Source organism: Bradyrhizobium sp. Ash2021, assembly GCF_031202265.1.
Taxonomy (GTDB): Bacteria; Pseudomonadota; Alphaproteobacteria; order Rhizobiales; family Xanthobacteraceae; genus Bradyrhizobium.
This window is the reverse complement of sequence record NZ_CP100604.1, coordinates 3168013-3190965: the sequence shown is the minus strand read 5'-3', so window position 1 is coordinate 3190965 and position 22953 is coordinate 3168013. Positions and strand designations below refer to the sequence as shown.

Here is a 22953-nt window from a genome sequence, read left to right as displayed (position 1 = left end):
ACGCACGACCAAAGCAACACCGGCGATACATCAGGCCGCATGCGTTGCGAGGCGGCCCATTTCGCGCGCGACCAATTCGCGGTAGGGGCCCTTTCCCTGCAACAGAATATCCGGCGGCCCGTCCTCGATGATGCGACCGCCCTGCAGCATCACCACGCGATCGAAATTACGCAGCGTCGCCAGACGATGGGCGATCGCGACGACGGTTCGTCCGCGCATCAGGCGGGACAGCGACTCGCGGATCGCCTCTTCCGATTCGCTGTCGAGCGCAGCGGTAGCCTCATCGAGCAGCAGAATCGGCGCGTCCTTCAGGAAGGCGCGGGCAATGGCGATGCGCTGGCGCTGCCCGCCCGATACCTTGATACCACGATCGCCGACGATGGTCGCCATGCCCTCGGGCAAGGTTTCGATGAAATCGCAGCGCGCCGCGATCGCCGCGCGCAGCACCTCGTTGTCAGTCGCGTTCGGCCGGCCGTAGCGGATATTTTCCATGATCGAGCGGTGGAACAGCGAGATATCCTGCGGCACCACCGAGATCGCCTCGCGCAGGCTTTGCTGCGTGACCTTTGCGATGTCCTGGCCGTCGATCGTGATGCTGCCGTGCTGGACGTCGTAGAAGCGCTGCAGCAGCGTGAACAGGCTGGATTTCCCGCCGCCGGACTGGCCCACCAATCCGACCCTTTGCCCGGGCTGGATGCGCAGGCTGAATTTTTCGAACACTTGAATCCCGCCGGGATAGCGGAACGTGATGTTATTGAAGGCAATGGCGGCACCGCTCTTGATCAGCGGCTCGGCTTCCGGATGGTCGCGCAGTTCGTGCGGCAGCAACAAGGTGGCGATCGCCTCGGTCAGGCGAGCGACGTGCTGGGTGACGTCGACCAAGGCCACCGCGAGGTCGCGGGTCGCGCTCAGGATCGAAAGTCCGAGCGTGCAAACCAGCACCACATCGCCGGTCGTGGCCGCGCCGCGCTCCCACAGCGTGACGGCCCAGGCCAGCAGCGCAATGGTCAGGACGACGGTGACAGCGGCATGGGTTAACCGCAGCTTTTCGAGATAGCGCAGGCTGCGGCCGCGGGCGTCGAGTTCCCGGTTCACGGTCGCGTCGAACCGGTCGTGCTCGTAGCTGAGCCCGCAGAACGCCCGCACCAGCGGCATATTGTTGATGACATCGACCATTTCGCCGTCGACCGCGGCCGCCTTGTCGGCAAAATCATCGTGCAGCGGCTTGCCGGCGGCCGCCATATGGAACATTGCCAGCACCATGGTTCCCGCGACGACGATCAGCCCCGCCGACATCGGCAGGCTTACGGTTCCAATCAGGGCAATCGCCGAGACCGTGGCGATGCATGGCGGCAACACGTTCCACACGAACATATTTTCGACCGTGAAGATCGCGTTCGAGGTCGCGGTAATACGGCTGGTCAGCATTCCCGGCAGCCGGTCGGAGAAGTAGCTCGGCGCGTGACCGGTCAGATGACGGAACATTTCGCGCCGCAAATCTCCGGTGACGCCGACGAACGTGAAGCTCGCCGTCCAGCTCGCGATCCGCCACAAAAAATTATCGGCCGCGATCAGCGACATGAGGAAAACGAATGCCAGCCATACGCCGCCTGCGTGCGACGGTCCCGCGGTCAGGCTGTCGACCAGATTCTTGACGCCGTATTGCGTGCCTACCGAGCAAGCAACCGCCGCAACAACGGCGGACAAGATGACCGCATGCGATGCGAGACGGCGGCGCAGATAGCGCAACACAAATCGAAAGGGACGGTGCGCATATCCGGAAAGATTGTCCATAACTTCTGCAAACCTGTTGAGGGTGAACGGGAATTCTTACGACAGGGTCCCGCGCACGATTACGTGAAGAACGGCGATTTTGGTGTCGCGGCACGCGGCCATCACTGCGCAACAATTTTGCAGCATCAGCAGCAACCAGAATTTGTTCGCACGAGATGGCATCAGCAAGACGACAGTGTGGACGAAGGAAGAAGCGTCAAACGCACAAAGGGAACTTCGCAAACGCGAGAACGTTCCCGTATTGGCATGCCGGTGCCAACCGGAGGGTGGGGCTTTTGTTCATCGATCATCACAGGAGACGAAAAGATGCGCATCGCGCAGGTTGCCCCGCTGACGGAGGCTGTTCCCCCCAAACTGTACGGCGGCACCGAACGGGTCGTGCACTGGCTGACCGAAGAACTGGTGGCGTTGGGACACGACGTCACCCTGTTCGCCAGCGGCGATTCGCGGACGTCAGCGAAACTTGACGCGACATGGCCGAAGGCGCTCCGCCTCGATGGCGCGGTGCGCGATCCCAACGCGCTGCACATGGTGATGCTGGAACGCGTTCGCCAAAAATGTGACGACGAGGAATTCGATTTCCTGCACTTTCATCTCGACTATTATCCGTTCTCCTTGTTCTTCCGGCAGCCGACGCCGTTCCTGACCACGCTGCATGGCAGGCTCGACCTGCCGGAGCACCAGCCGGTGTTCACGACCTTCGCAAAAGTTCCCGTGATTTCGATTTCCAACGCGCAGCGGCGGCCGGTGCCGCAGGCCAATTGGGTGCGGACCATCCATCATGGCCTGCCGGAGAAGTTGCTGACGCCGCAGCCGGTGAAGCCGTCCTATCTCGCGGTGCTTGGCCGGATCGCGCCGGAAAAGGGCGTGGACCGCGCCATAAAGATCGCGACCCGCTGCGGCCTGCCGCTGAAGATCGCCGCCAAGGTCGACCGCGCCGACCAGGAATATTACGACGAGCTGATTTGCCCGCTGATCACGGGCAATCCACTGGTCGAATATATCGGCGAGATCAGCGATCGCGAAAAACCAGACTTCCTGAGCGGCGCGATCGCGCTGTTGGTGCCGATCGACTGGCCGGAACCGTTCGGCCTGGTCATGATCGAGGCGATGGCCTGCGGTACGCCCGTCGTTGCCTATAATCGCGGATCGGTGCCGGAAATCATCGACGACGGATTGACCGGTTTTGTCGTCGAGGATGAAACCAGCGCGGTCGCTTCGGTCGGCCGGCTCTCCGGCCTCGACCGGATGGCCATTCGCCGGCAATTCGAAAAGCGTTTCACCGCGCGGCGCATGGCGCTGGATTATCTCGCCGCCTATCGCGGCCTGACGGAAGCCGCCAAGCCGCGGATCAAGCTGGTGAGCAGCGCCGAGTAGTTCGGCTCAGTTCAAGGCGCGGGCGCCAGATCGGTTTTGCCGAAGCGGCGCTCGTAAGCCTTGATATAGGCTTCCGGCGAGGGCTTCAGGTGGCGCCGCGTCAGCGCCACCAGATCGTTGCGCCGCGACGCGCGAAGCGCCTTGATCATATCGAGGTGGTCGCGGCGGGCGCCATCCAGCGATTCCGGAAATGCATTCGCATAAGAGCGGATACCGTAGACCTTCCGGGCCAGCAGATCGATGGTTTCGATCAGGCAGGCATTGCCGCAGAGACCGAACAGAGCCTGGTGAAAACTGAGATTGCTGTAAAACACGTTCAGCAGGTCACCCGCGGTGATGGCGGCGGCATGCCGGCGCTGCAGCTGCTCCAGCCGCTCGATATCCTTGTTGCCGACGGGAAACGGAATGATGCGGACCGCCATCACTTCCAGCTCTTCGCGCACCGCGTAAATTTCCTTCACCTCCAGCGGGGTCAGGCCACGAACCAGCGCGCCGCGATTTGGGATGCGCTCCACCAGGCCTTTCTTTTCGAGCTCGAACAGCGCCAGCCGCACGTCACCGCGATGGGTCTGGAACAGGTCGGAGAGATCCTGCTCGATCAGCCGCTCTTTCGGCTGGCGCCGCCCCAGCACGATGTCCTCCTCGAGGCGTTTGGCAATCATGATGGCGGCGGGCCCGCGGGCCGGCGATGCCGCAACCGGCCGGGATTTGGCCGGGCTCGAGATCGCGCGTTTGGATGGTTTTCCGACCATAATTTCCCCGGTGTGGCGGGCAGGCCCCGCCCGGCGCAACCAACGGCATCACAAGCACCGCGCCTTCGATCATAATAATATTGAAAACTATATTGTAAACAATTTTGAATGGGGCTACGATCCCAAAAAACCGGCGGACAGCATGCTGCATCGCCGCCAGCACAGGGGGAAACGGCATGAAAAAAGATCGCAAGGCTGTCGGCAACAAGGCTTCTGTCGGCAATAACGGCGAGTTGAAACAGTCAGTGTCGAAGCGGCAAAGCCGCCGCCAGTTTCTGGTCAAGACCGGCGGCATTCTCGCTGCCGGCGCCTTCGGCGCAGTGCCGCTACGCGGCTGGGCGGCCGATCCCATCAATATCGGTGCGCTCTATCCGACCACCGGCAGCATGGCGCAGATCGGGGTGGGCTGCGTTGCCGCTGCCAAGCTCGCGATCGAAATGGTCAACGAGGCCGGCGGCATCAAGTCGCTCGGCGGCGCCAAGCTCAACCTGATCCTTTCCGACGTGCAGAGCGATACGACGGTAACGCGCACCGAAACCGACCGGCTGATCACCGGCAACAAGCTGTCGGCAATCCACGGCTGCTTCGCCAGCGCGCTGACCCTGATCGCAAGCGAAGTTTGCGAGCGCGCAAAGGTTCCGATCATCACCGGCTCCAGCTCCGACCAGCTCAACAAGGGCCGCAACTATACGTTCACGCCGTTCGCCCGCGCCTCGCAATTTGCCAGGGCGCAATTGCAAATGGCGAAACTGGTCGGCGACAAGCCGAAAGTGGCCGTGATCTTCGAGAACACCGCGTTCGGCACTTCGACGTCGAACGGCCTGAAGGAACTGGCGCCGGGCGAAGGCGTCGAAATCGTCATGTTCGAACCTTACTCGGCCGGCTTCACCGATGCTTCCCCGCTGATCAACAAGGTCAAGGCCTCCGGGGCGAACGCGCTGTTCTCGGTTTCCTATCTGAACGACCTCATCCTGATCGTGCGCACCGTCAAGCAGGTCGGCCTCAACGTCGCCATCAACGGCGGCTCCGGCGGGTTCGTGATTCCGGACTTCTACAAGAACGTCGGCAAGCTCGCCGAAGGCCTGCAGGGCGTGGCGCACTGGAATCATGACATGAGCGACGACGCGCAGAAGGTGAGCGCCGAATACAAGAAGCGCACCGGCGAATTCCTGTTCGAATACGCCGGCGGCCTCGTGGCGCAGACCTTCATGTTGGCCGACGCGCTGGAGCGCGCCGGCTCCGCCGATCCGCAGAAGGTTCGCGAAGCCCTGTCCACGCTCGATGTGTCAAAGGGCTACGCCGCGATGGCGCCCGGCGGCAAGGTGAAGTTCGGCCCCGACGGCAAGAACGTCTACGGCCATCCGGTCGGGGTGCAGTGGCAGAACGCCGATCTCGCCAGCGTCTTCCCGGACGAAGACAAGCGCGCGCCGCTGATGAAAACCTGAAGCACCGGTCAATTCGATGTGGGAGACACTGGCCCAGGCCGTGATCAACGGCCTGCTCATCGGCGGCATTTATGCGCTCGTCAGCATCGGCGTCACGCTGATCTTCGGCGTGGTCAAGATCGTCAATTTCGCCCAGGGCGAATTCGTGATGATCGGGATGTATATCTCGTTCTTTCTCGCCAACCAGTTCGGCATCGACCCGATCGTGTCGCTGGTGGTATCGATGCCGGTGCTGTTCGTCATCGGCGTCCTGATCCAGCATTTCCTGATCCGCCGGGTGCTGGGGCCTAACGACATGCCCCAGATCTTCCTGACCTTTGCGCTGTCGCTGTTGCTGCTCAATCTGGCGCTGATGCTGTTCACCGCGAATTACCGCACCGTTCACACCTCCTATTCGGATGAAGCGTTCCACATCGGCGGGCTCTATATCCCCGTCGCCAAACTGATCGCCTTCGTGGTCGCGATGGGGCTGAGCGGCGCGCTCTGGGTGTTCCTGCACACCACCGATCTCGGCAAGGCGATGCGTGCCGCATCGCAGAACCGCGATGTCGCGATGCTGATGGGGATCAATCCCAACCGGGTGTTTTGCGTCGCGCTCGGCGTCGCGCTGGCACTGGCCGGCGCCGCCGGCTCGCTGCTGATGCCGTTCTATTCGGCCTATCCGTTCGTCGGGCAAACCTTTGTGCTGATGGCCTTTGTCGCCGTGGTGCTGGGCACGCTCGGCAACGTGATCGGCGCACTGGTCGCCAGCCTGATGATGGGGGTCGCGGAATCGCTCGGCATCCAGTTCGTCGGCGCCGACTCCGGACTGATCGTGGTGTTTGCGATGCTGCTGTTGACGCTGGCCTTCAAGCCGACCGGCCTGGGCGGCGGGAGGGCGCGATGACGATTTTGGGACTGCGAACGCAGACTTTGGTTTGGCTCGCGTTGGGCGCAATCGTACTGATTGCCCTGCCGCTGGTCGTCAAAACCTCGTTTGCGATCGACATCTTCATCCGGATCCTGCTGTTCTCGTTCATCGGCGTCGCCTGGAACTTGATGGGCGGCTACGCCAAGCAGCTATCGCTGGGGCACGCCGCCTATTTCGGGCTCGGCGCCTACACCTCGACCATCCTGCAGATCGATTTCGGCATCTCGCCCTGGATCGGGATGGTCGCCGGCGGCGTGGTGGCGATGCTGGCGAGCCTGCCGATCGGCTGGCTGTGCTTTCGCCTGCGCGGCCCCTACTTCACCATCGCCACCATCGCGACCGCGCAAGCCCTGATGCTGATCTTCCTGAAATTCCGCGATTTCGCCTGGGGCGCCGAAGGCACCACCATCCCGAATCTCGGCAATGCGCCCTTGATGATGCAGTTCGAGGCCAAGGCGGCTTATTACTACGTCGCGCTCGGCCTGCTCGCCCTCGGACTTTTTATAACCTGGCTGATCGAGCGATCCTGGATGGGTTATTATCTCGTCGCCATCGGCGAGGATGAAGACGCAGCGGAAGCGATCGGCGTCAACGCCCCGAAGATCAAGCGCGACATCTACATGATCAGCTCGTTCCTGACCGCGATGGCCGGCACCTTCTACACGCAATACATCTACTTCATCGACCCCGCGACGGCGTTCAGCTTCAGCATCTCGATCGAGGCGGCGCTGGTATCGATCGTTGGCGGCATCGGGACGCTGTGGGGGCCGGTCGTCGGGACCGTGCTGCTGGAGACGACGTCGACCCTGCTGCAGAGCTGGCTCGGCGGTTCGGTCGGCGGCATTCAGCTTACCGTCTACAGCCTGATCCTGATGGCGGTGATCCTGTGGCGGCCGACCGGGCTGATGGGCGTGGCGACGGAAGCGTATCACCGCTATGTCCGCCGCCATCCGGCGCGCGCGTAAGGACCGGCCGATGGCAGAAGCACTGGTTATCAAGGGTCTCAGCAAGCGGTTCGGCGGCTTGCGCGCCGTGCAGGACGTCAGCTTTGCGGTGCAGGAGAACGAGACCGTGGCACTGATCGGGCCGAACGGCGCCGGCAAGACCACGAGCTTTCATCTCATCACCGGTTTTCACCGGCCCGACGCCGGTTCGGTTAAGGCGTTCGGCCGCGACATCGTCGGCCTCAAGCCGCATGACATCTGCGCGCTCGGGATGGCGCGCACTTTTCAGGTCGCAAAGCCCTTTGGCGCGATGACGGTGCTGGCGAATGTCATGACCGGCGCCTTCCTGCGCGACCGCCATGTTGCCGCCGCCCGCACCCGGGCGCTGGAGGCGATCGAGTTCGTCGGCCTCGCGGCCAAGGAACAGACCGCGGCCAAGGATCTCACTACGATCGACCAGCGCCGGCTGGAGATGGCGCGCGCGCTGGCGACCGAGCCGCGGATTTTGCTGCTCGATGAGGTGATGGCCGGGCTCAACCCGGCCGAGATCGATCAGGCGGTCGCCTTGGTCGGAAAGCTCTCCAGCCGGGGGCTGACGATCGTGATCGTCGAGCACGTGATGCGCGCGATCATGGCGGTGGCCCGCCACATCGTCGTGCTCGACCACGGGCAAAAGATCGCCGAGGGCACGCCCAAGGAGATCGTGGAAGATCCGGAAGTGATCCGCGCCTATCTCGGCTCCTACGTGCATCCGCCGGCCTCGGGAGACGCGCATGCTTGAACTGTCAGGTGTGTGCGCCAGCTACGGCTCGGTGCCCGCGATCACAAATGTCAGCATCACGATCGGCGAAGGCGAAGCGGTCGGCCTGCTCGGCGCCAACGGCGCCGGCAAGAGCACGACGCTGCGCGCGGTCTCCGGGCTGGTCAAACTGTCGGCCGGCAATATCACCTTCGCCGGCACCAATCTGGCTTCCCTGCCGCCGCACCGGATTCCGGAACTGGGCATTGCCCATGTCCCGGAAGGGCGTCAAGTGTTTCCCGAAATGACGGTGCACGAAAATCTCGAGATCGGCGCCTATGTGCCGAAGGCCAAGGCGGAACGCAGTCGCACGCTCGAGCTGGTCTACAGCATCTTTCCACGGCTGGCCGAACGAAGGCAGCAACTGGCCGGCACCATGAGTGGCGGCGAGCAGCAGATGCTCGCGGTCGGCCGCGGGCTGATGCTGAAGCCAAAACTCCTGATGCTCGACGAACCCTCATTGGGCCTCGCGCCTGTGATGACCGACGTGACCTTCGAGAAGATCGGCGAGATCCACAAGATGGGCACCGCGATCTTGCTGGTGGAGCAGAACGTCAGCCGCGCGCTGTCGCTGGTCCAGCGCGCCTATGTGCTGGAAAGCGGCAATGTCATCATGCACGGGACGAGCACGGAGCTTGCCAACAACAAGCAGGTGCAGGCGGCGTATCTGGGGATTTAGTGGCCGCTGTCGTCATTGCGAGGAGCAAAGCGACGAAGCGATTAGACCTCGTCATTCCGGGATGGTCCGAAGGACCAGACCCGGAATCTCGAGATTCCGGGTTCGATGCTCCGCATCCTCCCGGAATGACGACGCCTAACTCACCGCCGTCCGCTTCGGCTCGACGATCTCGAACATGCGCGGAAACTCGTCCATCAGCATCATCAACTCACCGAGACGCAACGGCTCGCCGGAGACCTTGATTTTGCCGGCGCCAACCGCTTCCGGAAACGTCGTCAGTTTTGCAATCACTTCATCCAGTGTGCTGCGCGCCAGCGTGAAGCTCGCATGGGCGTCGGCGGCTTGTGCGCCGGCGACATAGGTGAGCGCGGAATTTTCCAGATTGAGGACAAAACTCTCCTTGGTATCGGTAAAATTCCAGTTCAGCACGATGCGTTTTCCCTCGGCCTTGGGGCCATTGAGGCGGACGCCGAGCACGTCCCATAGCTGCTCGGTGCGTAGCGCCGCCAGCGTTTCGCGCGGCATCCCCGCGCGTGGCGGCACTTTGGGCATGCCGTGCCGCAACTCCTGCGCGCCGAACAGATAGGCGTTGCGCCAGGTCGAGCTTTCCGAGGCGTAGCCGAGCTGCTCGAACGTATCGGCCAACATCGCGCGCGCGGCCTGGTTGTCGGGCTCGGCGAATACCAGATGGCTGACGGCCTGCGCCACGAAGCGGAATTCGCCCTTGGCAAAGTCCTTGGCCGCCCGCGCCAGGATCGCCTCCGCGCCGCCCATATACTCGACATATTTCTTGCCGGACTCGACCGGCGGCAGCGGATCGAGATTGACCGGATTGGCGTCATACCAGCCGAGATACTTTTGGTAGATCGCCTTCACATTGTGCCGGATGTGGCCGTAATAGCCGCGTCCATGCCAGGCGCCGTCGAGGCTTGCGGGCAGCCGGATCGCCTCGGCTATTTCGGTCGCCGTCAGGCCATGATTCATCAGGCGGATGGTCTGGTCATGCGCGAATTTATAGAGATCGCGCTGCTGGCGGATCATGGTGTCGATCCGCTCATGGCCCCATACCGGCCAATGGTGCTGGCCGCACATCGCATCCGCCTTGCCGCCCCACATCTGCAGGGCTTCGCCGAGATATTTCGACCAGGCGAGCGCGTCGCGCACGTCGGCGCCGCGGAACGGCAGCAAATTGTGGAAATTATGCGTGCAGTTTTCCGCAAGATTGAGCAGCTTGTAGCGCGGGATAAAGAAATGCATCTCCGCCGGCGCCTCGGAGTTCGGCGCCATCTGGAACTCGAATTCGAGCCCGTCGATGATGCGCTTGTCGCCGGTTGCGATGATCAGATCGGTCGGCCGCAGCAGCGCGACCGAGCCCGCCGCCATCGATTTGCCGAGCCCGCAATCGACCTGCCCGCGCACGCCCTTCGCCAATAGCGGCCCGAACTGATATTGCGCACGCCGCAGCATCGCGGGCCCCGCGATGATGTTCTCGGACACCGCGTGCTCCATGAAGAAGTTTGGCGCGATGATCGGCACTTTTCCGCTCGCCAGCGTCGCATCATCGAGCACGCCGCGCGCGCCGCCCCAATGGTCGGTGTGGGTATGGCTGAAGATCACGGCGGAGACCGGCTTCTTGCCGCGGTGCTGAAAGTAGAGCTCCATCGCCGCCCGCGCGCCTTCGATCGAGGTCAGCGTGTCGAGCACGATCACGCCGGTGTCGCCCTCGATCAGCGTCATGTTGGCGATGTCGAGCCCGCGCACCTGATAGACGCCGGGCACCACCTCGAACAGGCCGTGATTCATGTTGAGGCGCGACTGCCGCCACAGGCTCGGATCTACCGTCGGCGGCGCTTTTTCCTCGCCGAGGAACGCGTAGGGCTCCAGGCTCCAGACCGTCCGGCCCTGCGGCGTGGCGATTTTCGCGTGTTCCACGCTGCCGAGGAAGCCGCGCGCGGCGTCGTCAAAATCGCGCGTGTCGGAGAACGGCAGCGCCTTCAGCGTCGCCGCATGCTGCGCGATGACCGATGCGGACGCGTCCTTGGGGGTTTCAGTGCTGACGTTCTGGGTCATCTTGTTGTTCTCCCTGGTCCGTTTCGTTTGTAGGTCGGTGGCTTCATCCTTCGAGACGCGCGCGAGTGCGCGCTCCTCAGGATGAGGTCTTAGACCCTCATGGTGAGGAGCGCGGCAACGCCGCGCGTCTCGAACCAGGAGGCCACGAAACCGAGATCATGACGGATGCACCGCGAGATAGGGCGAATTCGCGATCGACCATGCCGGCATCGGCTCCATCCGAAAGATCTGCCGCAGATGCACCTCGTCGGGACCGTCGCCGATCCGCAGCAGCCGGCCCCAGGCCAGCGCCTGATGAATCGGCGTATCGTCGGAGCCGCCCATGGCGCCGAACACCTGCAGCGCGCGGTCGGCGATCCGTTGCAGCATCGCGGGCACCGCGACCTTGATCAGGGAGACGTCGCGCCAATTCTTTATTGAAGAACTTGCGCCGTGATGGCCGGTCTGGTCGAGCCGCCAGGCGCAGCGACAGGCGAGCAGGCGCGCCTGCTCCAGTTCGACGCGGGATTCGGCGATCCAGCGCTGCACCGTATCGTATTGAATGACGGTCCGCCCGAACGCAGAGCGCTCGGACGCGCGCACCATCATCAATTCGATCAAAAGCTCGCACAGCCCGATCGAGCGCATGCAATGGTGAATCCGCGCCGGGCCCAGGCGCACCTGCGCCACTTTAAAGCCCTCGCCTTCCTCGCCAAGCAGGTTCGACGCGGGCACGCGCACATTGTCGAACGCGAGTTCGCCGATCGGTGCGGTGTGATCCTCGCAGCCCATCCAGCGCAGCCGCCGCACCAGGCGAACGCCTGGCGTCTGCATCGGCACGATGATGCAGGAGTGCCGGCGCGTGCGGTCGGCGTCCGCATCGGTTACGCCCATCACGATCAGGAACGTACAGTTTGGATGGGCGGCGCCGGTGATAAACCATTTGCGCCCGTTGAGAACGTAGTCGTCGCCATCGCGAACCATTTTGGTCGCAATGTTGGTGGCATCCGAGGAAGCCACATCCGGCTCGGTCATCCCGAACGCCGAACGGGTTTTTGCTTCCAGCAGCGGCCGCAGCCAGCGCGCCTTCTGGTCCGGTGTCGCGCAGTTCTGCAGCGCGATCATGTTGGGCACGTCGGGCGCCTGGCAGTTAAAGACTTCCGGCGCCCAGAACAGCCGGCCCATGATTTCGGCCAGCGGCGCGTAGTCGAGATTGGAAAGCCGCGTGCCCGGCTCGTCGCCGGCGAGTTCGGGCAGGCCGAGATTCCATAAGCCAGCGGCGCGCGCCTTCTGCTGCAGGTCGCCCATGAAGGGCGGCGCTTCGCTTCTATTGGCGAAATGTTCGACCCAGGCGCGGTGGCGCGGCAGCACCTCGGCGTCGAAAAACGTCTGCAGCTTGTTCCGCCACTGCTCAGCCCCCGGGGAAAGATCGAAATCCATGCCGCCTCCCTCATTTGGGCGGCACCTAAGCGTATATCGACACGGATTGCAAATTCATTCCGATATCTTGACAGACACAGCGATATGGCCATTATTTTGGAATGGCAGCGATCTCCTCCCTCGATCCCTCTCCGGCTTCCCGGGCCAAACCCTCGATGGATCAGGCCGATCCGTCGTTCGCAACAACATTGGCGCACGGGCTCGATTTGCTGGCCGCATTCCGCAATGCCAGCGGATCGCTGTCGAACGCGGACCTTGCGCAGCACACGGGCTTGTCCAGACCGACGGTGTCGCGGCTGACCTACACGCTGGCGCAACTCGGCTACCTCAAGCGTGACGCCAAGGGCCGGTTCGAGCTCGGGCTCGGCATTCTCGCCGCCGCCTATCCAGTGCTGTCGGCGCTGAAGGTTCGGCAATTGGCGCGTCCACTGATGCGCGACTTTGCCGCTTACGCCGGCGGCACGGTTTCTATCGCGATGCCGCTCGGCCTCGACTTCATCTATGTCGAGACGCTGCGCACCACCGACGCCGTGCCGCACGTTCCCGACGTCGGCTTTACCGGAACGCTGGCGACCACCGCAGTCGGCCGCTCGCTGTTATCGCTCTACACAAAAGACGAACTCGACGCGCATGTGGCGCGGGTGAAGGCGGAACGCCCGGAAGAAGCCGACTATGTGCAGACGCGGACCTTGCCCGACATCGAGCTGTGCAAGGAGCGCGGATTTGCGGTCTCGCTGGGCGAATGGCGGCGGGAGATCTTTGGCGTCGCCGCCCCGCTCTACCGGACGCCGACAGGCGATTGTCTTTCGGTCAATTGCGGCATTCCCTCGTTTCGTTTCAGCGCCGAGCAGATCGAGCGCGAATGCGGGCCGCGTATCCTCGGCCTCGCGCGCAGTATCCGGTCGCTGGTGGCTAACGGCTAAACGCCTCGCTCACGGGGCCAACGCGTCGCTCGAACGACGCGGCACAAATGGGAGGGGAGAATGCGCGGGATCAACGCCGGCTTAGGTTTTTCCTTGGGTTTTTCCTTGGGTGTTTCCCTGGGTTTTGTTGCGGCCTTCGCCACGCCATTCGGCGGCGCCGCGCAGGCGGAAGGCAATTACCCCAGCCGCCCGATCCACATCGTCGTGCCCTACCCCGCCGGCGGCATCGTCGACATCGTCGCCCGCGCCGTGACCGAGCAGGTCGGCCGCGACTGGAAGCAAACGGTGGTGGTCGAGGCGCGCCCCGGCGCCAACAGCAATATCGGCACCGCCGCCGTCGCGCGAAGCGAACCGGATGGTTACACCTGGCTGGTGACGGGGCCGGCGGTGCTGGTCAATCCCGACCTGTACAAGGACGCCGGCTGGGAGGTGAAGAATTTCAGATGCGTCGGCCTCGCGGTCTGGAATCAAAGCGTGGCGCTGGTGCATCCCTCGATGCCGGTCAAGACCATCGGCGAATTCGTCGAACTCGCACGCAAAAAACCCGGTGAGCTGAATTTCGGTAATCCCGGCACCGGCACATCGATAGATTTGACCGCGCAAAAGCTGTTCGAGGTCGCCCACATCAAGCTGACCAATATCGGCTACAAGGGCCAGCCGCCGGCGCTGATCGATCTGATCACCAATTTGATGCACTTCGAGATCGTCTCGCTCGAGCTCGCGCTGCCGCACATCAAGGCCGGCACCGCAAAACCACTCGCGGTATTCACCGACAAACGCGTCGCGGAACTTCCCGACGTGCCGACCATCGCCGAGGCCGGCTTTGCCGAAGCTGCCTACATCCCCTGGTACGGCATCTATGTGCCGTCAGCGACGCCGGAGACAATCCTCGAGAAGATCAATGACGCCATCAACAAGGCGCTGCAAAACCCCGACGTCCAGCGTCAGCTGTCGCTGGCCAACATCCCCGGCAAGCCGATGCCGCTCGGCGAACTCGCCGCCCTGATGAAGGCGGATCACGAGAAGCTGACGACGGTGGTGAAGACGACGGGCATGGCGCTGCAGTGATACGGAACGAGAAGAGCACTTAATCTCTCCACGTCATTGCGAGGAGCGAAGCGACGAAGCAATCCATTCTTCCTTTTCCGCGGTGAGATGGATTGCTTCGCTTCGCTCGCAATGACGGCTGGGGTGCGTCCGTGACTCGCCCCATCACTTCTTCACCTTGCTCGCGTCCATCTTGACACCCGTATCCAGCATCTTGGTCGAAAACGCCGTCCCGACCTCGAACGGTTTTTCCATGCCGAGATAGGTCTGCACCAGTTCGTAGTCCTTCTTCATTCGCTCGCCGTCGATCCAGCCCAGCGCCTTGGTCGTGGTGAACTCGTCGGTCATCAAAAACTTGATGCGTTCCCACTGCCGCTCCTGGTTCTCCTTATCCAGACCGGAGACCTGATCCAGGAGCGCCTTCAAGCAAGGCGTGGCATCGGCGACGCAAGCGGCAAAGGCCTTCTGGCTGATCTTGACGAAATCCTCGACCAGTTTTGGATTCTTCTCCATGTAGGCGCCGTTGACGATCAGCGAATTGCCGTAAGGATTGAGTCCGATATCCTTCCAGTTGACGTAGCCGAGGTCGTTGCCGAACTCGATCGCCTTCAGATCATGCTCGTTATAGAAATCGCTGATGATATCGACGGTGTGGCTCTTCAACGCTGCGATCTTGGCGGTCGGGCCGACATTGACGAAGCTGACCGCGTCGGGCGCGATACCGGCGGCCTTGGCAAAGGCCGGCCACATCACCCGCGAAGCGTCGCCCGGCGGGTTGCCGATCTTGTGGCCGGGAAAGTCCTTCGGGCCATTCACGCCATAGCTCTTCAGCCAATAGAAGGTCTGCCCGGTGTTGGCGTAGATGCTCATGACGGCCACATCGTCGGCGCCCTTGCTCTTCGCCACCAGCATGGTCGCGAGGTCGGCGATGCCGAACGGCGAACCGCCGGAGCCGACCTTGAGCGAGGAGACGCCGGATCCCTTGCCGACCTCGATCGTCAGATCGATGCCGGCCTTCTCGTACCAGCCCTGCGCCTTGGCGTAATAGAACGGCGAATGGTCCGCGGTCGGCGTCCAGTTCAGGATCAAATTGACCGGCTCGCCGGCGTGAGAGGGCACGGCCGGCAGGACGAGCGCGAGCACCAGTCCCGCAATTCGTAAGCCCTTCATGGCAACCTCCTCGTTTACAACCGGCCTTGTCGTTGCACGCCCGTGACGCTACCAATGCAACAAGGGGCCACGCGAATTGTCAACTGTTTGGTTGGAAATGCCAAAAAGACGATCTGATGACATCAAGCCGCAGCGGCGCGACCCGGCCGCGACCCGGAAAAAGCTGCTGACGGCGGCGCGGCGCGAATTCGCGGACAGCGGGCTCGCCGGGGCCCGGGTCGACGAGATCGCGGCGCGCGCCGGCGTCAACAAGCAACTGGTCTATCACTACTTCGGCGACAAGGACGCGCTCTATCTCGCGGTGCTCGAATGGGTCTATGAGGAGATCCGTGCCCAGGAGCGCAAGCTTAACCTCGAGGGATTGCCGCCCGAACAGGCGATCAGGAAGCTGATCGAAGCCTCTTTCGACCACCTCGACGCCCATCCCGACTTCATCGTGCTATTGAATGACGAGAACCGCGGCGGCGCCCGGCATGTGCGAGGCTCCCGGAAACTGGAGGCGATGCATTCGCCGCTGGTCAGCATGGTTTCCACCATCCTGAGCCAGGGCATACGCGCGGGGGTTTTCCGCAAGGGCGTCAACCCGGTGCACCTCTACATCTCGATCGCGGGCCTGAGCTATTTCTTCTTCTCCAATACGCCGACCCTGTCGGCGATCTTCGGCAAGGATTTTTCGGGCACGGCGGCCAAACGGGCGCGCCGCAGGCACGTCGTCGATCTGGTGATGCAGTCGCTGCGGCCGTAGGCAGCACCCGTCATTGCGAGGAGCGGCTTGTCCGCCGTAGCTCGAAGAGCGAAGGCGGAAGCGACGAAGCAATCCATGGACGATACGGGCTGTGTTATGGATTGCTTCGCGGAGCCTGTCATCGGGCGCGCGTTCGCGCGACCCGTTGGCTCGCAATGACGGTGGAACTACCAGGGCCTAATCAACCAGATGGTTGAAACCCGACGCTGGCCGCGATAGTCTGACCTGCGCGCCAGGAAAACCCGGCGCGCCAACAGGAGCCCACCTTGTTCAGCGACGGAGCACGATCGGCGCGGACGCTGGCGATCATCCTGATCGTGCATCTGGCCGTGATCGTGCTCTGGCAGGTGCTGGTCGACGCCTTTCAGGTGCCGAAATTCATCCTGCCCTCGCCGCTGGCGACGCTCGCCACGCTGGGTTCGGCCAAATATGCCTGGCTTTCCAACCTCGCGGTGACCGCGATCGAAATCCTCGGCGGCTTCTGCCTCGGCGCCCTGGTCGGCGTCATGCTCGCGGTGATCTTCACCTGGTCGCCGCTGGTCAGCCTGTTGCTGCTGCCGTTGTTCGTGACGCTGAACATGATCCCGAAGGTGGCGCTGGGCCCGCTGTTCATCGTCTGGTTTTCTTACGGGATATTCCCGAACATCCTGATCGCGTTTTCGATCTGCTTCTTCCCGATCCTGCTCACCACCGCGCGAGGCCTGAGCGAGGTCGAGCCTGATCTGCTCGATCTGGTCAAATCGCTGCGCGGCTCGCGCTGGACCCTGTTCCGAAAGATCCAGTTGCCGGGTTCGCTGCCTTACGTGTTTTCCGGCATGAAGGTCGGCGCCATCCTGGCGGTGGCGGGTGCGATCGTCGGCGAGTTCATCGCCTCGGAGCGCGGGCTCGGCTATCTCATGATCCAGGTGCAGTCCTCGCTCGATACACCGGCGATGGTGATGGCCGTTGTGCTGCTGACCCTGTTGGGCATTACGCTTTATGGCCTCGTGCTTGGCCTCGAACGGCTGTTCGTCGTCAAGGATGTACGGCTAAATTAGGAAAATCAGGGACGAGACATGCTGCTGACGCGCGAAACCCTGCCGGAGACGATTCCAGACGTCGCGACCCTCGACGAGCTGCTGTGCCGCCCGAGCCAGGCGCTGATCGACGATCTCAGAAGCGTCGACGGCGACATCATGATCCTCGGCGTCGCCGGCAAGATGGGGCCGACCTTGGCGGGTCTCGCCAAGGCAGCGCTGCCCGACCGCAAAATCATCGGCGTCGCGCGCTTCAGCGAAGCCGGTGTGAAGGAGGGGCTGCAGGCGCGCGGCATCGAAACCATCCCTTGCGACCTGCTCGACGAAGCCGCGATCAAGGCGCTGCCAAAAGTTAAAAACATCGTCTTCATGGCGGGCCGCAAATTCGGCGCCGAGGGCGACCTGTCGCTGACCTGGGCGATGAATGCGCACGTCCCGGCGCTGGTGGCGCAGGCCTTCGCGGGGTCGCGGATCGTCGCGTTCTCGACCGGCTGCGTCTATCCCTTCGTTCCCGTCAGCGGCAAGGGTTCCGGCGAGGACATGGCGCCCAATCCGCCCGGCGAATACGCGCAATCCTGCGTCGGGCGCGAGCGCATGTTCGAATACTTTTCGCGCAAATTCTCGACGCCGGGCCGCCTGTTCCGGCTCAACTACGCGATCGACATGCGCTATGGCGTGCTGCACGACATCGCGAGCAAGGTTTTGGCCGGCAAGCCGATCGACGTCAGCCTCGGCCATGTCAATTTCATCTGGCAGGGCGACGCCTCCGCGCAGGCGCTGCGCTGCCTCGCGCATTGCGACACTCCGACCTCGCCGATCAATGTTTCTGGCCACGAGATTTTGGCCGTGCGCGATCTCGCCGCAAAATTCGGCCAGCTGTTTGGGCGCGCGCCCGTGATAACCGGCAAGGAGGAGCCGACGGCGTGGCTCACCGACACCTCGCAGGCCGTCAAATTGTTCGGCCTGCCGGTCGTCGATACCGATCAGTTGATCCGCTGGACCGCGGACTGGGTCTCGGGGTCGATGCCGAGCCTCGGCAAGCCCACCAAATACGAGGTGCGCGATGGCCGATACTGAGCACATCTCGATCGTCGAACTCGGCGTCGGCGACGCGCAGGCCGGGCTTGCACTGTCGACCGAAGCGCACTGGAACCAGAACGAGGACGACTGGCGGTTTTTCCTGACCAAAGGAATCGTGTTCGGCGTGCGCGACAAGGCGCGACTGGTCGCGACCGCGGCGCTGCTGCCCTACTCGGCCGGCAATGCGTGGATCAGCATGGTGCTGGTGACTGCGAACTGGCGCCGCCGCGGCGTTGCGACGCGGCTGGTCGACGCTTGCCTCAACGCGGCGAGGAAGCTCGAGCTGACCACCTGGCTCGACGCGACGCCGGCCGGGGTCGTGGTCTATGGTCCGCTCGGTTTCACGCCGGCGCTGCAGTTGCGGCGGCTGCGGCTGGAGAAGGCGACACCGGCCGAGGCGCTGCCGTCGCTATCGCCGTGTAGCCTCGACGAATTTATCGCGCGCGACAGCCGTGCGATCGGGTTTGACCGCAGTATCCTTCTCGGGGAATTCGCCGCGCGTTCCGGCTCACGCATTCTGTCTGACGGCCATGCGATGGCCATCGTCCGCGACGGCCGCACGGCACGACAGATCGGCCCCTTGTTGGCGGAGAGCCCGGAAAGCGCACTGGCATTGGTCGATGCAATCGCTCGATCCGAGACTGGACCGCTTCTGCTCGACGCCGTCAGTTCGCAAGACGAATTTTTTCGCGAGCTCATCGGTTCCGGCTGGATTGTCGAGCGGCCGTTTCAGCGCATGCGGTTCGGCCGCGCCACAGCGCAATGTTCAGAATTGCCGTTCGCGGTCGCCGGCCCGGAATTTGGATAGAAGCCATGCATCATAGTGACATCAAATCCGAAGTTCGAAAACTGATCGCAGATGGCACGGTGCTCCCGGCGCATCCGCTGGCGCTCGACGCCGGGCGCGCCCTCGACGTCAGGTATCAGCGCGCATTGACGCGCTATTACATCGACGCCGGTGCCGGCGGTCTTGCAGTCGGCGTTCACACCACGCAATTCGCAATCCGCGATGTCGGCCTATACCGGCCGGTGCTGGAACTGGCGGCGGAAACTGCGGCGGCCTGGACCAAGCGGCCACTGGCGATGGTCGCAGGCCTCGCCGGCCCGACGCAGCAGGCCATCGCCGAAGCAGGAACCGCACGCGGCATCGGCTATCACGCGGGGCTGCTCAGCCTCGCCGCGATGAAATCGGCGTCCGAAGACGAGATCATCGCGCATTGCGAGGCGGTGGCGCGCGAAATTCCGCTGGTCGGCTTCTATCTGCAACCCGCGGTCGGCGGTGTCATCCTGAGCGCCGATTTCTGGCGGCGCTTTGCTGCCATCGACAACGTCATCGCGATCAAGATCGCGCCGTTCAACCGCTACCGCACGCTCGACGTGCTGCGCGGCGTCGCCGCCGCCGGCGCGCTCGATCGCGTCGCGCTCTATACCGGCAATGACGACCACATCCTGCTCGATCTGATGCTGCCGTTCGATCTGCGCGACAAAGGCGTCACGACGCGGACCTATTTCAAGGGCGGCCTGCTCGGGCATTGGTCGGTGTGGACCGCGGCCGCCATCAAGCAGTTCGAGATGTGCAAGGCCGCGCGCGGCAAGGCCTCTGTGCCCGCGGACCTGCTGGCGCTCGATGCCCGTGTCACCGATTGCAACAGCGCGTTCTTTGACGTCGCCAATAATTTTCACGGCTGCATCGCCGGCTGCCATGAGGTGCTGCGGCGACAGGGCCTGATGCGGGGCCTCTGGTGCCTCGATCCGGCCGAAGGCTTGAGCCCCGGCCAGATGCAGGAGATCGACCGGGTGTGCAACGAGCACGCCGATCTCTCCGACGACGATTTCGTCGCGGCGAACCTGCAGAAATGGCTGGCATGACGGAAGAGCCCTTCATCAGCCTGCGCAACGTCCGCAAGGTCTATCGGTCGAAGGGTGTCGAATTCCTCGCCGTCTCCGACGTGACCATGGACGTGCAGGAGGGCGAACTGGTCTCGCTGGTCGGCCCGTCCGGCTGCGGCAAGACCACGGTGCTGAAGATTCTCGCCGGACTCCACCGGGTCGACGGCGGCACCATCAAAATCGGCAACGAAAAAACGCCGTTCGATCCGGCGCGCGATATCGGCATGGTGTTCCAGCAAGCCTTGCTGTTAAAATGGCGGACCGTTCTCGACAACGTACTGTTGCCCGCCGAAATCGTCGGGCTGCCGATCAAGGCGGCGCGGACCCGCGCCCGCGAGCTGCTCGATCTCGTGGGCCTCGCCGGCTATGAGGACAAATATCCGCAGCAATTGTCCGGCGGCATGCAGCAGCGCACCGCGATCGCGCGCGCCTTCATCCACGATCCAAAACTGATCCTGATGGACGAGCCGTTCGGCGCGCTCGATGCGTTGACCCGCGAGCAGATGAACCTGGAAATGCTGCGGATATGGCGCGAAAGCGGCAAGACCATCATTTTCGTCACCCACAGCATCCAAGAGGCGGTGTTCCTCGCCTCGCATTGCGCGGTGCTCACGGCCGGTCCGGCGCGGATGGCGGAATATCTTTCGATCGATCTGCCGTTTCCGCGCGCGCTGCCGATCAAGACCACGGATGAATTCGGCGCCTATGCGCGCCGCATCTACGCCAGCCTCGGGCTTGGAACCGGAACATAGCCACGCAATCTGTCGTCCTCCCGATTATCAGTGCATCCCAAGCAGCGTCGGAAGAAACAGCGTCAGGGCGGGCCAATAGGTCACGATGACAAGGAAGACCAGCATTGTGAGCAGCCACGGCATCACGGCCATCGCCAGATCGGTAATGCGCATGCCGGCGATCATCGATGCCACGTAAAGGTTGAGGCCGACCGGCGGGTGGCAGAGGCCGACCTCCATATTGACGTCGATCACGATGCCGAAATGGACGAGATCGATGCCCAGCCGCTTCGCGGCCGGCGCCAGGATCGGCGCCATGATCAGGATGATCGACGTCGGCTCCATGAAATTGCCAGCCAACAGCAACAATATGTTGACGAGCAGGAGGAAGCCAACCCAGCCGAGATCCTGCGCCGTGATCCAGTCGGCGAGCGCCGAGGGAATGTTCTCGTTGCTGAGAACGAACGAAAACAGCACCGCATTGGTCACGATATAGAGCAGCATCGCGCTGGTGTTCGCGGCCCGCAGCAATACGCGCGGCACATCCTTGAACTTGAGCGCCTTGTACACGAAGACCGAAATGAAGAACGAATAGACCGCGGCCATGGCAGCGGCCTCCGTCGCGGTGAACAGGCCGCTATAGATGCCGCCGATGATGATGACGACCAGCATCAGGCCCCAGATGCTCTCGCGGAACGCGTGCAGGGTCTCGCCCCAGCTCGCTCTGGTCATGCGCGGATAGTTGCGCTTCCTGGCCAGGAACCAGGTTACGACACAGAGCATCGAGGTCAGCAGCATGCCAGGCAGCAAGCCCGCGACGAACAGGGCGCCGATCGATGTGCCGGTGGAGACCGCGTAGATGATTTTCGGAATCGACGGCAGCATCAGGATGCCGAGCGACCCGGCAACCGTGATGATGCCCGCTCCGAATCGCATCGGGTAACCGTGCCTCACCATCTCGGGCAGCACGATGGCGCCGACCGCGGCGACGGTGGCGACGCTCGATCCGCAAACCAGCGCGAACATCGAGCAGGCCACGATGCCGGCGAGCCCCAATCCGCCGTGCCAGTGCCCGATCAGCGAGGTCGCGAAGTCGATCATCCGCCGTGCGACGCCGCCATGGGTGAGGAAGTTGCCGGCCAGAATAAAGAACGGGATCGCCATGATCTCGAAGCTTTCGATGCCGGTGAACAGCTTCATCGACACCGCTTCAATCGGCACCGTGGTCAGCGTGAACAGGAACGTCATCACGGTGAGACCGAGCGCGATCGAAACCGGTATGCCGGTCAGCATCAGCGCGATCAGCAGCGCAAAAATGGAAGCCGCGCGCAAGGCCTGCGGCAAAACGATGATGCCGGCCTTCTCGCCCAGGCAGATCATCAGAATCAATATCGGCGCCATAATCAGGATCAGCCCCAGCGGGCTCCTCCTGCCGCGGGAGTCTTCCGCGGGATCGGCCACCGCCGGATGCAACGCAGGCGCGGTTATTTCGACGCCCTCGACGTGCGCCTCATTGTGCTGCGGCAGGTGGCCGGTCCAATAGTAGAACCAGCAGACCTGCAGGAAGCGGAAGCACATCAGGCCGGAGCCGAGCGGGATCGCCAGGTAGACGATCCACATCGGCATCTCGAGGTCGTTCGATTGCTGCCCGGTCTTGAACATCTCGGCCACGAACGAGCCGCCGAAGGTGGCGATCATGCCGGTGAAAAACGCGCCGCACAGCAGGCTGAAAAGAATGACCCGCTTGCGCGCGTGTCCCGGCACCATGTTGACGAGCAAATCGACGCCGACATGGATGCCGGTGCGCACGCCATAGGCAGCGCCGAACTTGGCCATCCAGATGAACATGTAGATGCAGAGTTCCTGCGCCCACGAGACATCGAGGGCCGCAAGCCACGAATAAATGCCTTTGAAGAACTCGGGCAGAACCGGGACGCCGCGCGCAGCCAGCCATTTTGACAGGTCGATCGAAACGCCGGTCCCGTACCGGTGCACCACCGCTGCAAAGATCAACGCCGTCGCTGCCGCGATGAGGCTGGCGATCAACCATTCTTCCAGATGGTCGAGCGCCCGATTGAGCACCTTAAACACCGTGTCCCCCCGTCTCAGGCCAAAACGGCCGGGAGTGCCATCACTCCCGACCGTTTTCATGTTGTTGTGCA

The 22953-nt window shown here is 63.0% G+C and carries 20 protein-coding genes; 14 read left to right on the top strand and 6 right to left on the bottom strand.

What is annotated here, in order from left to right; genetic code table 11:
* Nucleotides 1-30 precede the first annotated feature (30 nt).
* Nucleotides 31-1794, bottom strand: coding sequence for an ABC transporter ATP-binding protein (locus tag NL528_RS15280; protein WP_309183505.1), 1764 nt, complete (start codon nucleotides 1792-1794; stop codon nucleotides 31-33).
* 306 nt (nucleotides 1795-2100) lie between these two features.
* Here NL528_RS15280 and NL528_RS15275 point away from each other — a divergent pair, with 306 nt between their 5' ends.
* On the top strand, nucleotides 2101-3171 hold the full coding sequence (locus NL528_RS15275) for a glycosyltransferase family 4 protein (protein WP_309183504.1): 1071 nt from the start codon (nucleotides 2101-2103) through the stop codon (nucleotides 3169-3171).
* Nucleotides 3172-3182: 11 nt separating this feature from the next.
* Here the strand turns inward: NL528_RS15275 and NL528_RS15270 are convergent, their stop codons facing one another.
* Nucleotides 3183-3923: a GntR family transcriptional regulator gene (locus NL528_RS15270; protein WP_309183503.1), complete on the bottom strand. Its 741-nt coding sequence runs from the start codon at nucleotides 3921-3923 to the stop codon at nucleotides 3183-3185.
* Between the two features lie 176 nt (nucleotides 3924-4099).
* On the opposite strand from NL528_RS15270, the gene NL528_RS15265 reads away from it, so the two are divergent.
* From NL528_RS15265 to NL528_RS15245, 5 genes are read left to right on the top strand one after another with little or no spacing between them, the layout of a single operon-like run.
* Complete coding sequence (locus NL528_RS15265; protein ID WP_309183502.1) at nucleotides 4100-5368, top strand: ABC transporter substrate-binding protein; 1269 nt, start codon at nucleotides 4100-4102, stop codon at nucleotides 5366-5368.
* Between the two features lie 16 nt (nucleotides 5369-5384).
* Nucleotides 5385-6254, top strand: a complete 870-nt coding sequence (locus NL528_RS15260; protein WP_309183501.1) for a branched-chain amino acid ABC transporter permease — start codon at nucleotides 5385-5387, stop codon at nucleotides 6252-6254.
* Nucleotides 6251-7243 carry a branched-chain amino acid ABC transporter permease gene (locus NL528_RS15255; RefSeq protein WP_309183500.1) on the top strand — a complete coding sequence of 331 codons (993 nt, stop codon included), beginning with the start codon at nucleotides 6251-6253 and terminating at the stop codon, nucleotides 7241-7243. The genes NL528_RS15260 and NL528_RS15255 overlap by 4 nt, the downstream gene beginning before the upstream one ends.
* Nucleotides 7244-7253: 10 nt before the next feature.
* Nucleotides 7254-8003 (top strand): ABC transporter ATP-binding protein, encoded by a 750-nt coding sequence (locus NL528_RS15250; RefSeq protein WP_309183499.1) that lies wholly within the window; start codon nucleotides 7254-7256, stop codon nucleotides 8001-8003.
* Nucleotides 7996-8700, top strand: coding sequence for an ABC transporter ATP-binding protein (locus tag NL528_RS15245; RefSeq protein WP_309183498.1), 705 nt, complete (start codon nucleotides 7996-7998; stop codon nucleotides 8698-8700). The genes NL528_RS15250 and NL528_RS15245 overlap by 8 nt, the downstream gene beginning before the upstream one ends.
* Before the next feature lie 135 nt (nucleotides 8701-8835).
* Here NL528_RS15245 and NL528_RS15240 read toward each other — a convergent pair whose 3' ends face one another.
* Entirely contained in the window at nucleotides 8836-10770 is a 1935-nt protein-coding gene (locus tag NL528_RS15240; RefSeq protein ID WP_309183497.1) for an alkyl sulfatase dimerization domain-containing protein, read from the bottom strand.
* A gap of 156 nt (nucleotides 10771-10926) precedes the next feature.
* Entirely contained in the window at nucleotides 10927-12189 is a 1263-nt protein-coding gene (locus NL528_RS15235; protein WP_309183496.1) for an acyl-CoA dehydrogenase family protein, read from the bottom strand.
* 101 nt (nucleotides 12190-12290) lie between these two features.
* Between NL528_RS15235 and NL528_RS15230 the strand changes: the two genes are divergently transcribed.
* Together NL528_RS15230 and NL528_RS15225 are read left to right on the top strand one after the other, a co-directional pair.
* The gene (locus NL528_RS15230) at nucleotides 12291-13112 is read left to right on the top strand and encodes an IclR family transcriptional regulator (RefSeq protein ID WP_309183495.1); all 822 of its coding nucleotides are present in this window, start codon (nucleotides 12291-12293) and stop codon (nucleotides 13110-13112) included.
* 60 nt (nucleotides 13113-13172) lie between these two features.
* A complete protein-coding gene (locus NL528_RS15225; protein ID WP_309183494.1) occupies nucleotides 13173-14180 on the top strand; it encodes a tripartite tricarboxylate transporter substrate binding protein in 1008 nt (335 codons plus the stop codon).
* A gap of 144 nt (nucleotides 14181-14324) precedes the next feature.
* Here the strand turns inward: NL528_RS15225 and NL528_RS15220 are convergent, their stop codons facing one another.
* Complete coding sequence (locus NL528_RS15220; RefSeq protein ID WP_309183493.1) at nucleotides 14325-15329, bottom strand: ABC transporter substrate-binding protein; 1005 nt, start codon at nucleotides 15327-15329, stop codon at nucleotides 14325-14327.
* A gap of 97 nt (nucleotides 15330-15426) precedes the next feature.
* Here NL528_RS15220 and NL528_RS15215 point away from each other — a divergent pair, with 97 nt between their 5' ends.
* The 6 genes from NL528_RS15215 to NL528_RS15190 all read left to right on the top strand — a co-directional run bounded on the left by NL528_RS15215 (nucleotide 15427) and on the right by NL528_RS15190 (nucleotide 20812).
* Nucleotides 15427-16074 (top strand): TetR/AcrR family transcriptional regulator, encoded by a 648-nt coding sequence (locus tag NL528_RS15215; RefSeq protein ID WP_309183492.1) that lies wholly within the window; start codon nucleotides 15427-15429, stop codon nucleotides 16072-16074.
* A gap of 266 nt (nucleotides 16075-16340) precedes the next feature.
* Nucleotides 16341-17111 carry an ABC transporter permease gene (locus NL528_RS15210; protein WP_309183491.1) on the top strand — a complete coding sequence of 257 codons (771 nt, stop codon included), beginning with the start codon at nucleotides 16341-16343 and terminating at the stop codon, nucleotides 17109-17111.
* An 18-nt stretch (nucleotides 17112-17129) separates the two neighbouring features.
* Nucleotides 17130-18167, top strand: a complete 1038-nt coding sequence (locus NL528_RS15205) for an NAD(P)-dependent oxidoreductase (RefSeq protein WP_309183489.1) — start codon at nucleotides 17130-17132, stop codon at nucleotides 18165-18167.
* Entirely contained in the window at nucleotides 18154-18978 is an 825-nt protein-coding gene (locus tag NL528_RS15200; protein ID WP_309183488.1) for a GNAT family N-acetyltransferase, read from the top strand. The genes NL528_RS15205 and NL528_RS15200 overlap by 14 nt, the downstream gene beginning before the upstream one ends.
* Nucleotides 18979-18983: 5 nt before the next feature.
* Nucleotides 18984-20039 carry a dihydrodipicolinate synthase family protein gene (locus NL528_RS15195; RefSeq protein WP_309183487.1) on the top strand — a complete coding sequence of 352 codons (1056 nt, stop codon included), beginning with the start codon at nucleotides 18984-18986 and terminating at the stop codon, nucleotides 20037-20039.
* Nucleotides 20027-20812, top strand: coding sequence for an ABC transporter ATP-binding protein (locus NL528_RS15190; RefSeq protein ID WP_309183486.1), 786 nt, complete (start codon nucleotides 20027-20029; stop codon nucleotides 20810-20812). The genes NL528_RS15195 and NL528_RS15190 overlap by 13 nt, the downstream gene beginning before the upstream one ends.
* Nucleotides 20813-20839: 27 nt before the next feature.
* On the opposite strand, the gene NL528_RS15185 is transcribed toward NL528_RS15190, so the two are convergent.
* Nucleotides 20840-22882, bottom strand: a complete 2043-nt coding sequence (locus NL528_RS15185) for a TRAP transporter large permease subunit (RefSeq protein ID WP_309183485.1) — start codon at nucleotides 22880-22882, stop codon at nucleotides 20840-20842.
* Nucleotides 22883-22953: the final 71 nt, after the last annotated feature.